We start from the raw sequence: 12168 nt of genomic DNA on the forward strand, positions 1-12168 counted from the left end.
AAAATGGAAAACCAAACCCCAATGACAGAAACGCAGAATCTGAAACAGATGTTATCCTTTCAGACTGGGGCTGTTGTAAGCCGAATGCTGGTCAAAAACTCTTCAGGCAACGTTACTCTCTTCGCCTTTGATGAAGGTGAAGGGCTTAGCGAGCACACGGCACCTTTTGACGCGCTGGTGATTGGCATTGAAGGACAGGCGGAGATATCCATTAAAGATAAAAGGCAGCTTCTTAATGAGGGAGAAACGCTGTTGCTCCCCGCCAATATTCCACACGCGGTTGTGCCGCAGGGAAAATTTAAGATGTTGCTCATTATGATTCGCGGCGAGGCAAAAGCAACGACGTAAGTCCTAAAGGAGATTTCTGAATGCTCGCAAAGAAAGTCGTGATAGTAGGTTATTGTTATTAAACGAGGAGAGGGCATCATCGCTCTCCCTATCGTTAGTTCGGATCCCAAACGCGCATTCGAAACGTATTAACCATCAGCCTCTTGTAGACAAAAATAAAGACGTGCATAATCAACGCGTTAATATGGAGCATGTTCTTCCCCAGTCACGTCCGCCCCGCCAGCCTATCCAAATTGGATGGGGTCTAGAGAGAATTTCTTATCCGCATCAAGCCGTTGCGACGGTTCGTCTTTTCAGAGAGTGCATCCGGATTGGATGGATTGAATAGAGTTCGTGTACCGCGCTATTTTACCCTGAACAGTCGGTGAACAGAGCGCAGAGATTCTCTACCACAACCGGACCTCACAGAGAGAAAACGGAAGGTTTTTATGCTCCTTGACCATCAAAACAATCATTCTCTTCTCACAATTGCGATTGTCAGCGATGTTCATCATGGGCCGGATCGGGGCACAAAAAAAGGATCGGATACGCTGAAAACATTCCAGCAATTTGTCAATTTTGTCGAACACACAAAACCTGATTTCTCTGTTGATCTTGGTGACCGCATTTCGGATACGGATCACGACACCGACATAAACTTTCTGAAAGAAATTGCACAGGAATTCAAAAAAGTTCCTGGAGACATATTCCATCTCCTCGGCAATCACGACATTGCGAAGCTATCTGCACAGGAAAATAGAGATGCTCTTTGCGGGAAGGTCGTTTCGTTCAGTTTTGACACAAAAGGGTTTCATATAGTCTTTTGGAACACAAACCCACGGCTTGATCAAACGCGCGGATTTTCTTCTCAAGAAGAAGATCTTGAGTGGCTAAGAACCGATCTTGAGTCCGCCACTCTTCCCACCGTTATCTTTACGCATCTGCCTTTAGACAACGGAAGCATGAGGGGAAATTTCTATTTCGATAAGGATTATCCCCATCATGCAGGTTACCCCGAAATTCAAGGAGAAAAGATACGAACCGTCATCGAAGAAAGCGGCAAAGTCTTTCTCTGTATAAATGGGCACGCTCATTGGAACGCCTATCATTGCATTGACGGCATTCATTATGTCACCATCCCTTCTTTGACAGAGACGTTTCTTACTTGGCCTCATCCTGATGAGGCGTATGCAAAGCTGTGTATCGGTGAACAAATCGAAATCGAGGTTTTCGGACGAGCGCCGATTTTTTATCGATTGCCCATCAAAGATCTGGCATCGCATTGGGTAAGTTCATTCAAGCCATACTCACCCAAGAAAGTTATGCCGAGTTGAACTAGTCTTGGTATCGGCGTTTTGAGCAATCAAAATGGACACCGATATCAAGAATTACGAAAAATCAATGGGTTACAAAAACGCATAAAAACTTTTGTTCTTTTAAATCATATACATAACAAGGAGCCTGTTCTTCCCCAGTCACGTCCGCCCCGCCATCCTACGCCTTTGGCTTCGGGTGGCAGGCCACCTTTGGTGGACTGACGCCCAATATAAAAAGTTGTAGGGTGTCTCCCGAAGCCTTTTGGCGTAGGGAGACCGTCTCCATGTGGTATGTCTATTTTCTTAGGCTCAGTAATGGGCATGTTTACGTCGGATCGACCAACGATTTGAAGCGGCGTTTTTCTTCACACCAATCTGGACAGGTTGAATCAACCAAGCCGCATCTACCCGCCAAACTGAAAAGCTACATTGCTGTTGAAACCGAAGATATAGCGAGAACGCTTGAAAGATACTTCAAATCCGGCTCCGGCAAGGCTTTTTCCAATAAGCGGTTTTGGTGAGAATTAGGCACCATCTGATTGCCAGATAGGCCAAAACTCTCTAAAAGTTATGGTAGCTGTTGACTCGGTACGGCGCGGTTAAGTCAACGGGTTAGGTATCTGGATGTATTTCGTGTGGTGGGAGGAGACAACCAAAAGGAGAATGCATCATGGTGGATTGGCTTTTTCCCTTAATCGGCGGCCTCGGCCTTGGTTCTTTGCTTAAAGGAATTGTTGACCACTTACTCGCGGCCAAATCAAAATCGAATGATCGCACATATCAAGAAAAAAAGGACTCATACATGGGGTTTCTTCAGGCTATCGCTGAGTCAACGTATGAGCCATCACTACAGAAAACAACTATGGCCGGTTTAGCAAAAGCGAGATGCGATTTGTTTGGATCGCGAGAAGTGAGGGATCGCATAAATGAATACCAAGTTCAGAAAGATAATCGCGAGTCCATTCTCAGTGAGATGATAATCGCAATGCGAAAAGATCTGGGTTTCTAATCACTCTGCGCTATATATTTTATACTGATCAATCTGTTGGCGCGATAGGATTTCTCGCGCCAGAACCCTCCGCCCCGCCAGCCTTCGCCCTAAGAAGGGCTTCGGCTGGCTTACGCCAGACGGAGCAAAACAAAAAAGGGAAGGCTGCCCTTCGAAGCCTTGGCGTAGGAGGGCTGGTTAGGACAGACAACGCCATGTTTTATGTCTATCTCATTCAAAGCGAAGCTTTTCCAGATCAACGCTACGTTGGATTCAGCACCGATCTGAAGGAGCGTTTGAAAACGCACAACGCGGGCGGCTCCGTTCATACGTCAAAATACAAACCTTGGCGTTTGGTCAGCTATCACGCCTTTGCCGATAAGCGCAAAGCTCAGGAGTTCGAATATTATCTCAAATCCGGTTCCGGCAGGGCCTTTGCCAATAAGCGGTTTTGGGGAGAACTTGGGATTGATGGTGCGAAGAATCTCCGAGTAAAACCTACGCTTCAGGCGAACATAACGAACTCAAGTTAACATTCCCCGACGAAAAGCCATTCATAAAGACAGCGACAAATGGGTGTCGTCGCCCAAACTGAATGGGGCCTAAAGGACAAAATTGACACACATACAGTGACCAAATCGCTTTCCGCAGGGCAAATTTCTTGCTTTGAGAAAAGCCCATGGATAACGTTTTTTATCCCTCTCTCGATCTCGTGAAATCCCATGCCACAAAAGCTGACGCTTGTTTTCGCCGCCGTGTTCCTGCTGCTAGCCATGGCGCCGCCTGAATCCGCACACGCTGATTTGATCCCATCGGGCGATGGTGACTGCTACAACACGGTGACTCATGTCATCACCAGCGGGGCCTGCCCAAGCTCGGGCGGATCGACCGCCCCGGAGACGCCATCGGCTTCTGCCCTGAACACACCATCGGCTGCTGCCGTGAACACACAATCGACCACCATGAAGACACAAGGCGCGTTCACGGCCATCCAATCAGCCAGCAGTGCTGCGGTCAGCGACCAGATTAACGCTGACGACAGTACGGATGACGGGCAGGATGACGACGATGCAAACGACGGCACGACGACCTCCGCGACCGACGTTGCCTATTGCGACTCTTCCCAGTGTTACAGCAGCAAGGGCAATGTGGTGGGTTCGTGCAATTCCCTGGCTGGTGTCTGTTATGCGGGCTATCCCTATGCCGACAAGGCCTGCGACACGTCTTCGGAGTGCAGCAATAGCGGCCTCGCCGACACGAATCATACCTATGACACGGGCTACCAGAGTGCGGGATTGAGCGATGAGATGAAAAAAGCTCAGAGCGCGCAAATGGCCTCAACCTTCTTTCAGGTCCTGGCTATTGTGGCGGCTATGCCTGCAGGGCTCGACGCTGTTTCTCAACAGATGGTCCGTCCTAAAAAAATCCCGTCTCTATATGATTATGGTTTGAGCTTAACGAGCCATTATGGCGAGTCGAATTTCTCGGGTTCCGGTTCAGGCGCAGGCGGGGTGCGCGACGAGAGAAACATCGGCTTTACGATAAAGGGCGGGGTGAGTACCGACGATTGGGGCGTGAGCGTGAGCGTTCCTGTGCAGCGTTCGCGGAGCGATGGCATCTACTCGGCCACCAATAACACCAGCTATGGCTTTGCCGTCACGCCGGTTTACCACCTTCTGCGTGAACCCTTGCACGGGCTGTCGCTGAATCTGGGGACCGTGTTCGGCTATGGCTATTACAATTACGATCATCTCCACAAGCTCAACGACCCGGCGGGGCCGTTTCGCCTCGGCGACTACGAGGATGACCAGAACATCCAGATGGGCGCCTTTTTCAAGGCCTCACAACATATGCGCGCCAACTCGGTGTTGAGCCTGGGGGCCTCCTATGTCAATCACCATGCCTTACAGAACAGGGGTGATGTCGGCCTCGATAACGCCGTGACCATGGTCAATCTTGGCTATCTCTACAAGCTTTCCAACAAATCCCGCATCACAGCAGATATGAAGATGGTTCATGTCAGCCAATACGCGCTCGACGCATCGTCCACATACGGTCAGGCCGATATCGGCTTCACACAGAAACTAGACAAAGACATCGCCCTGCGCGCCAAGGTTACGCGCAGCTTCGGTCATAGTGATTGGACATCGACAGACGGTATGCTCAACCTGCTTTGGACCGGAATGTAATACGAAGCATGTTGGCAAGACGCATCTTTGTTTTATGGATGTTGCTTTTTCCGGCGATGGCTTCGGCGGCGAATGCGCCGCCCGTTTTCTTTCCCGGCACAAACATGGCCCTTGAGGATGGCGACATCATCCTTTCCAGCACACTGAACTCGATCGATGTGCTGAACCGTGTATTTGGATACCCTTCTGGCCCCTATACGCACGCCACTTTGTTCCTGAACTTGCCTGACAAGGGGCCGCAACTGCTGAGCTTTCAGGCATCAGGTCTGCTTTATGTTGACCCGGCGGCATATATGGCGCGCGCCTATAAAATGGCGCTGGTGCGGTTGCGCCCAGGGTCTGATTCCAAGAGAATTCGGGACGCTTTTACGGAAGTCAGTCGGCGTAAGCTGGAATTCGATTTCGATATGCGCTGGCCGGCCATTGACAGCCCCAAAACCTATTGCGTGGGGCTGATATCCCAAATCTTCCGGGTTGCCGATTTGCCCGATCCCTTTCCTTTTCGCGCCGCGCGCCCGAATGATTTTTGGAGTCGCTGGGGACACCAGACGCTCAATCTCGATCTTGCTCAGATTGTCTCGCCCAATGCTGTTCTGGCCGAAAAGACGTTCGAGGTTGTGGCCACCTACCAGAACCCTGCCATCAACGCGACGGGTTATGAAGCCATGCAAAATGCGGTGGTGAACCGCATCGAACATTACCTTGATGTTGAGAAACGAAACTTCGCCGCGCCGAGTCTAGGCGATCTGCTTGTCTTGCGAATAGCCAAGCTCGGCCTTGTTGAGAACGCTCCCATTCTTTCGCGTCTGCCTCCCGAGAAACAACGCATTTTTGTGGTCTTTAACGACTTTATGGAAAGCGTGACGAGAAAGACCTTTCGCACCATGGCGCGCGATGAAGAGGCCGTATGGAGCGAGAAAGACGTGACTGATCTCACCGAAAGCATCGCCGACGCCTATCGTGACCGATATTTTGTTTCACCCTAAAATACGCCGTCTTTGTTTCTTTGGGGCGCTTGTCCTCCTGCTGGCGCCAGTAGAAGCACAAGCCGCATGCAGCGCATCCATGGCGCAAGAGCTGGCGCAAGCGACCATGACAAGGCTGCATGACCTGGTCGGCGGCACAATCCCGCCGCCCCCTTATATTGTGCTGCATGCAAGCGCCGCTGATCTTCCGCGGGGCGGCGAGGATGTGGTGGGTGTTTACCAGCCGCCTTTGCAAACCATGCACCTTGTGTGCGGTAAAGAGACGACGACGGATGATTTCACCACTGAAGTGCGGCACGAGGCCACGCATCATTATCTCTACGCCGCCTTTGGTCTTGTGCCGTTCTGGCTGAATGAAGGGCTTGCAACCTATATGGAAAGCGGGCCGCTGACGGAGGCCACGGCGAAAGATCATCTCAACCCTTCGCGGCTAAGAACTTTTCAAGCGCTGATCCGCCATGGCACTGCGCCACAGCTTTCGGATATTCTGAAAAACGCACGAAGCCATCTCGCGCTTTCCGATACCTATGCCGCCTGCTGGGCGCTGATTTTCGCATTGATGCATGATGATGATGCGCAACGCCAAGCTCGTCACCGCCGGATGCTCCGGTCCCTTTTGGCCCTGGCCGCATCACAGCCCGAAGGCATCAACGCAGCCTTTGTCGAAGAAATAACGCGCGATGGTGAAAGCTTGGAAGAATGGGAACAAAGCTGGCGTCGCGCTCTTTGGGCCTGGCGCTAACCAAAACAAAGGGTTTCAAATCATCGATCCCTTTTCGTCCCCCTGCTTGATGCGGGGCTTACCTCCGCCCAGCCATTGACAGAGCCCTAGCGGCACTCAGGGTTCTTCCCCCGCTTTATGCGGAGCTTCCAAATAAGCCTGCCAGGCGGATTGCAATCCGGCGGGGGCTTGTAGCACGAGATTGGCGGGGGGCAGTTCGGCGAGGAAGCGGGAAGGGATGGCGGGGCCCCAGTTGCCGTGTAGGCGGCGGGTGGTGGCCAGGGTGATGATGGCTTGGCGGCGGGCGCGGGTCAGGCCCACATAGGCCAGGCGGCGTTCTTCCTCTAAAGCCGAGCTGCCGCCTTCGTCCAGGGCGCGGCGATGGGGAAACAGGCCTTCTTCCCATCCGGCCAGGAATACCGTGTCGAATTCCAGCCCCTTGGCGGCGTGGATGGTCATCAGGCTGACGGCCTCGGCATCGTTGGCTTCAAGAACTTCGGCCACCAGGGCGATATGCTCTAAAAAGGCCGATAAATCGGCAAAAGCCGCCAGGGCGTTTTGCAGTTCCTTGAGATTCTCAAGGCGCGATTTGGCATCCGGCCCCGTCTCGGCCTGCCAGAAAGCCAACAAACCCGAATTTTCCATCACCAGCCGCGCCAATTGATCCGGCGGCAGGCGCGTGGCCTCGTCCCGCCAACGGTCCAGTTTGTCCAGCAAATCCGTCAGGGCCTGGCGGGGTTTGGGCTTGATCTCGGTCCCGGCGATCAATTGCGCAGCAGCGGCGGTCAGAGGGATGCCTTGCGCCTGGCGCAGGGCGTGCAGCCGCGCCAACACGGCGGGGCCAAGGCCGCGCTTGGGCGTGTTGATGATGCGCTCGAAAGCCAAATCGTCTTGCGGGGCGGCGATGACGCGCAAATAGGCGACCGCGTCGCGCACTTCCTGGCGTTCATAAAAACGCGCGCCGCCCACCACGCGGTGCGGAATGCCCAGCACCACCAGGCGCTCTTCAAACTCGCGTGTCTGGAATCCGGCGCGCACCAACACGGCCATCGATCGTAGGGGAGTGCCCTGATGATATGACTGGGCGATGTGTTCGCCCACGCGATGCGCCTCGTCCGCGCCGTCCCAGCAGGGCCACAAGCGCACCGGTTCGCCCACCGCATCCGCTGTCCATAGGGTCTTGCCCAGACGGCCTCGGTTATGGGCGATCAGTCCCGATGCGGCGGCCAGGATATGGCCGGTCGAGCGGTAATTTTGTTCTAACCTGACCAAGCGCGCGCCGGGAAAGTCCTTTTCAAAGCGCAAGATATTGCCGATCTGCGCCCCGCGCCAGCTGTAGATCGACTGGTCGTCATCGCCCACGCAGCACAGATTGCGATGCTCTTGGGCCAACAGGCGCAGCCATAAATATTGCACCGTGTTGGTGTCTTGATATTCGTCCACCAAGATATAACGCCACCGGCGGCGGCAATCGGCCAGAATGTCGCTATGCTCGCGCAGCAAGGTCAAGGCATGCAGCAAAAGATCGCCAAAATCGCAGGCGTTCAGCGCCAATAGGCGTTCTTGGTACCGCGCGTAAATGGCCGGCAGTCGGCCCCCGAATTCGCGTCCGCCGTCATGGGGGGAGATATCGGCGGGACGCAAGGCCGCGTCCTTCCAGGACTGGATGGCGGCCAGGGCCACGCGCGCCGGGTTGCGCTTGGCGTCAAGGTTTTCCTCTTCCAGAATCTGCTGTAACAGGCGCAGTTGATCGTCGGTGTCGAGGATGGAAAAGCCCGGAGCCAGGCCCACGCGCTCGGCATAACGGCGCAGCAGCCGCGTGGCCAGGGCGTGGAACGTGCCTAGCCACCAGCCTTCGACCGGCTGGCCCAGCAGATGGGCCACGCGCAGGCTCATCTCGCGCGCGGCCTTGTTGGTGAAGGTCACGGCCAGCACCTGCCAGGGCGAGGCTTTGCCCGAGATCAGCAACCAGGCCAAGCGGGTGGTCAGGGCCTTGGTCTTGCCCGTGCCTGCCCCTGCAAGCACCAGCACCGGCCCTTCGGTGGTCATCACGGCCTCGCGCTGGGGCGGATTCAACCCCTCTAACAACGCCGCCGCCGCCGGATGCAAGGGCGCATCGGGCATGTCGGGCAAGGTCATGGGGGGAATGGAGGCGGGAAGGTTCATGACTTCTTGAATAGCATGCCCAAGACCGATCTTGTCACGATGTTCTGACTGTCCGGCTTTAGATTCTGGCGAAAAAAAGGAAAAGGCAGACGGGATGCCGAGTTAACCTTTTGCAAACCCAAGAATCGCTTGGGATGCACAAAAACGCTTTGCAACCGAGTCTATCTCCTATACCCCTTGAGGAGATGATTCTCGATCTTTGTGCAGGAGGCTCGCGCCATGATCACCTTGTCCGTTGCTGATCCCGATCTGTCCACCATGAGTCCGCGCCTGACGGTGCTGGGCATCGGCGGCGCGGGGAACAACGCCGTGGACAATATGATCCGCGCCAATTTGCAGGGCGTGGATTTTATCAGCGCGAACACCGATGCCCAGGCGCTGGAAGGCAGCCTGGCACCCAAGAAGATCCATCTGGGACCGCACACCACGCGCGGCCTGGGCGCGGGCGCGCGGCCCGATATCGGACGCGCGGCGGCGGAAGAGCAGCTGGACGAGATCATGGCGGCCTTGGAAGGCTCGAACATGCTGTTCATCGCGGCGGGCATGGGCGGCGGCACGGGCACCGGCGCGGCTCCGGTCGTGGCGCGCGCCGCGCGTGAGGCCGGCATGCTGACCGTGGCCGTGGTGACCAAGCCGTTCCAATTCGAAGGCGCGCAGCGCATGCGCACCGCCGAGGCCGGCATGGCCGAGCTTCAGCAATATGTGGACACGCTGATCGCCATCCCCAATCAGAACCTGTTCAGAATCGCCAACGAGAAGACGACCTTCGTCGAAGCCTTTCGCATGGCCGACGAGGTCTTGCATTGCGGCGTGCGCGGCGTGACGGATTTGATCGTCGTGCCGGGCATCATCAATTTGGATTTTGCCGATATCCGTTCGGTGATGAGCGGCATGGGCCGCGCCATGATGGGCACGGGCGAGGCCGAAGGCCAGGGCCGCGCCACCTCCGCCGCCGAAGCCGCCATCGCCAATCCCTTGTTGGACGAAGTGTCGATGAAGGGCGCGCGCAGCGTGCTGATCAACATCACCAGCGGTCCGGACATGACCCTGTTCGAGGTGGATCAAGCCGTCAGCCGCATCCGCGAAGAGATCGACGCGGATGACGCGAACATCATCTTTGGCACCAGCTTTAGCGAAGATATGGAAGGCCGTTTGCGCGTTTCCGTGGTCGCCACCGGCATGGATGTGGGCGAGGCCGTGGGCACGAACACGAATGCGGGCGGCGTGGTGCATCTGGCGCATGAGCGCAGCCGGGGCGCGTCGCTGCGCACTTATGGCAACCCGCCGGCGCAGGAAAACATCTATGCCGCCGCACCGCGCATGCAGCAGAGCGTGGCGCAGACTTCGGTTTATGCCGATTCCGCGCGTGTGGCCACGCCCATGGCCGCCACCGGCACCGACAGCTTCATGGCCCCGCGTTCGGCCCAAGCGCCGATGCGCGCGCCGGCCTCGGCCCAAGGCGGCGTGGCGGTCAATCGCTATTCGGCCCCGCCGCAAAGCGCATCCAGCGCCCCGGTCGCGGCAGGCAATGACGCCAATCTGTTCGACCGCGCCCCGCCGCCCGCCACCGCCCCGGCCTCTGCCCCCAGCGATAGCGGCAATCTCTCGGTCAACCCGCAGGAAAAACCCCGGCTTTCCGGCCGCGAAGAACCCACCGCCGAGCGCATGGACATTCCGACTTTCTTGCGGCGGCAGTCGAATTAAGGGCCCTCGCATAATGGCGAAGGGTTGTTAATTCTGTATGGATAAAGCCGGGTGGGAAGCAAGCTCGATCAGGCTTGCATGTCTCGCTCTGACATTCTGTCCTTGGCACTGAGCTTGTCATACGCCTTGAGGCGTTTCCTCGACTTCCACCTTGTTGCGACCGGATTCTTTGGCGCGGTAGAGGGCTTTATCCGCACGGGCCAGCAAGCTGGCCATGTCCGCCCCGCCCACATTGTCGGCAATGCCAAAACTGGCGGTGACGGTGATGCCTCCCGGAATGCCGACATTGATGGTCGTGGCGGCCAATTTTTGACGTAGGCGCTCGACGACGCTGGCACCTAGCTCCAGAGTCGTGCCGGGCATGACAATGGCAAATTCTTCACCGCCTAGACGCGCCACGATATCCGAGGGACGCAAGCCCACTTGCAGGCAGCGCACCAACTCACGCAGTATGTCATCTCCCGCTGCATGGCCATATCGGTCATTGACCAGTTTGAAATGATCCAGGTCCACGATGGACAGACATAAAGGATGGCTGCCGTTATGGCTGCGATCCAGCAAACGGGGCAAGGTTGTCTCCAAATAGCGCCGATTGAAGGCGGCGGTCAGCGGATCGACCACGGCCAGCATCATATTGCTGGTATAGTCGCGTCTGAGGCGTTCGTGATAGCGTTTTTGCTGCACCTGCAGGCGCAATCGGGCGATCAGTTCATGATCGTCGACCGGTTTCATCAGGTAATCACTGGCACCCAGGTCCAAACCGCGCACCACGCGGCCCAGATCGCTATCGTCCGATAGCATCAACATGGGCAAGGTGCGGCTGGCTTCGTGCGCGCGCATCTCGGCCACCAGGCGCAAGGGATCTTCGCGGGTGATGCTAAGATCCAAAATAACCACGTCATAACCATGCTCGGCGGCGGCCAGGACATCGGACGCGCTTTGAGTCATAGTCGTTTGCACCCCTTCGCGTTGCAAGGCGCGGTCGAAATGCTCTGCCGCGTGCGTGTCGTCATCTAACAGCAGGATGCGGCTGCCGACCAACGAGTCGGGCGCGGGGGCGCTGTCGCTGGAGGTCAGGCACGCACCGACATTCTCCGCAATGCCCTGACGTAAGCGCCATTCATCCAAAGTTAGCTTGAAGCGCAACAGCGACCTTACCCGCGCCAACAAAGCGATATCGTTGATCGGTTTGGTCAGAAAATCATTGGCTCCGGCCTCGAGCCCCTTCACACGGTCGCTGACATCGGACAAGGCCGTCACCATCACAACAGGGATATGGCGCGTTTCCGGATTGAGTTTAAGCTTTAGGCACGTCTCGAACCCGTCCATCTCGGGCATCATCACATCCAGCAAGATCAGATCGGGAAGTTCTGCCGCCGCTACGGTCAAGGTCTGCGCGCCGTTATCTGCCGTCAGAACGGTATAGTATTCCCGTGTCAGCTTGGCCGAGAGCAGTTTGACATTCAGCGGGTTGTCATCCACCACCAGGATGCGCGCAGACACGGAGCTTAGACCCCATTTCAAGAGAAGTGATCCCTAAGCTTCAAGCACACCACGAGGGGGTAAGTTTTTAGTTAAAGGTCCGATGCCTTGAAACGATTTTCTGGCACCAGAAGGCGCAACAGTAATTTGTTGCATTTTATGTATAAAAATACATGGGCGCATATCCAGCAAACTGGGGCGGCCGATGGGACTCGAACCCACGACAACTCGGACCACAACCGAGGGCTCTACCAACTGAGCTACGGCCGCCATGTCTTGGTCAGACGCC

Annotated in this window: 11 protein-coding genes and 1 tRNA gene; 9 read left to right on the plus strand and 3 right to left on the minus strand. The window is 55.9% G+C overall.

The window, feature by feature from the left end:
• Positions 1–3 precede the first annotated feature (3 nt).
• From IPI58_04960 to IPI58_04995, 8 genes are all read left to right on the plus strand, one after another.
• Positions 4–348 (plus strand): cupin domain-containing protein, encoded by a 345-nt coding sequence (locus IPI58_04960; protein ID QQR68214.1) that lies wholly within the window; start codon positions 4–6, stop codon positions 346–348.
• Positions 349–776: 428 nt separating this feature from the next.
• Positions 777–1661, plus strand: a complete 885-nt coding sequence (locus IPI58_04965; protein ID QQR68215.1) for a metallophosphoesterase — start codon at positions 777–779, stop codon at positions 1659–1661.
• A gap of 266 nt (positions 1662–1927) precedes the next feature.
• Positions 1928–2164 (plus strand): GIY-YIG nuclease family protein, encoded by a 237-nt coding sequence (locus tag IPI58_04970; protein ID QQR68216.1) that lies wholly within the window; start codon positions 1928–1930, stop codon positions 2162–2164.
• 149 nt (positions 2165–2313) lie between these two features.
• On the plus strand, positions 2314–2652 hold the full coding sequence (locus IPI58_04975; protein ID QQR68217.1) for a hypothetical protein: 339 nt from the start codon (positions 2314–2316) through the stop codon (positions 2650–2652).
• 194 nt (positions 2653–2846) lie between these two features.
• Positions 2847–3164, plus strand: a complete 318-nt coding sequence (locus tag IPI58_04980) for a GIY-YIG nuclease family protein (GenBank protein ID QQR68218.1) — start codon at positions 2847–2849, stop codon at positions 3162–3164.
• Positions 3165–3353: 189 nt separating this feature from the next.
• A complete protein-coding gene (locus tag IPI58_04985) occupies positions 3354–4820 on the plus strand; it encodes a hypothetical protein (protein ID QQR68219.1) in 1467 nt (488 codons plus the stop codon).
• A gap of 38 nt (positions 4821–4858) precedes the next feature.
• Entirely contained in the window at positions 4859–5806 is a 948-nt protein-coding gene (locus IPI58_04990) for a hypothetical protein (protein QQR68220.1), read from the plus strand.
• A 79-nt stretch (positions 5807–5885) separates the two neighbouring features.
• On the plus strand, positions 5886–6548 hold the full coding sequence (locus IPI58_04995; GenBank protein QQR68221.1) for a DUF1570 domain-containing protein: 663 nt from the start codon (positions 5886–5888) through the stop codon (positions 6546–6548).
• A gap of 96 nt (positions 6549–6644) precedes the next feature.
• Here IPI58_04995 and IPI58_05000 read toward each other — a convergent pair whose 3' ends face one another.
• Entirely contained in the window at positions 6645–8666 is a 2022-nt protein-coding gene (locus tag IPI58_05000) for a UvrD-helicase domain-containing protein (protein QQR70049.1), read from the minus strand.
• 246 nt (positions 8667–8912) lie between these two features.
• Here IPI58_05000 and ftsZ point away from each other — a divergent pair, with 246 nt between their 5' ends.
• Positions 8913–10397: a cell division protein FtsZ gene (gene ftsZ / locus IPI58_05005; GenBank protein QQR68222.1), complete on the plus strand. Its 1485-nt coding sequence runs from the start codon at positions 8913–8915 to the stop codon at positions 10395–10397.
• A 117-nt stretch (positions 10398–10514) separates the two neighbouring features.
• Here ftsZ and IPI58_05010 read toward each other — a convergent pair whose 3' ends face one another.
• Together IPI58_05010 and IPI58_05015 are read right to left on the minus strand one after the other, a co-directional pair.
• Positions 10515–11900 (minus strand): PleD family two-component system response regulator, encoded by a 1386-nt coding sequence (locus IPI58_05010; GenBank protein QQR68223.1) that lies wholly within the window; start codon positions 11898–11900, stop codon positions 10515–10517.
• Between the two features lie 173 nt (positions 11901–12073).
• Positions 12074–12149 (minus strand) — tRNA-His (locus IPI58_05015).
• Positions 12150–12168 lie beyond the last annotated feature (19 nt).

This window comes from Alphaproteobacteria bacterium (assembly GCA_016699305.1).
GTDB lineage: Bacteria > Pseudomonadota > Alphaproteobacteria.

Coding starts and splice junctions, on each gene's coding strand:
- IPI58_04960 (QQR68214.1), top strand. CDS start 4: ATGGAAAACCAAACCCCAATGACAGAAACGCAGAATCTGAAACAGATG.
- IPI58_04965 (QQR68215.1), top strand. CDS start 777: ATGCTCCTTGACCATCAAAACAATCATTCTCTTCTCACAATTGCGATT.
- IPI58_04970 (QQR68216.1), top strand. CDS start 1,928: ATGTGGTATGTCTATTTTCTTAGGCTCAGTAATGGGCATGTTTACGTC.
- IPI58_04975 (QQR68217.1), top strand. CDS start 2,314: ATGGTGGATTGGCTTTTTCCCTTAATCGGCGGCCTCGGCCTTGGTTCT.
- IPI58_04980 (QQR68218.1), top strand. CDS start 2,847: ATGTTTTATGTCTATCTCATTCAAAGCGAAGCTTTTCCAGATCAACGC.
- IPI58_04985 (QQR68219.1), top strand. CDS start 3,354: ATGCCACAAAAGCTGACGCTTGTTTTCGCCGCCGTGTTCCTGCTGCTA.
- IPI58_04990 (QQR68220.1), top strand. CDS start 4,859: ATGTTGCTTTTTCCGGCGATGGCTTCGGCGGCGAATGCGCCGCCCGTT.
- IPI58_04995 (QQR68221.1), top strand. CDS start 5,886: ATGGCGCAAGAGCTGGCGCAAGCGACCATGACAAGGCTGCATGACCTG.
- IPI58_05000 (QQR70049.1), bottom strand. CDS start 8,666: ATGACCTTGCCCGACATGCCCGATGCGCCCTTGCATCCGGCGGCGGCG.
- ftsZ (QQR68222.1), top strand. CDS start 8,913: ATGATCACCTTGTCCGTTGCTGATCCCGATCTGTCCACCATGAGTCCG.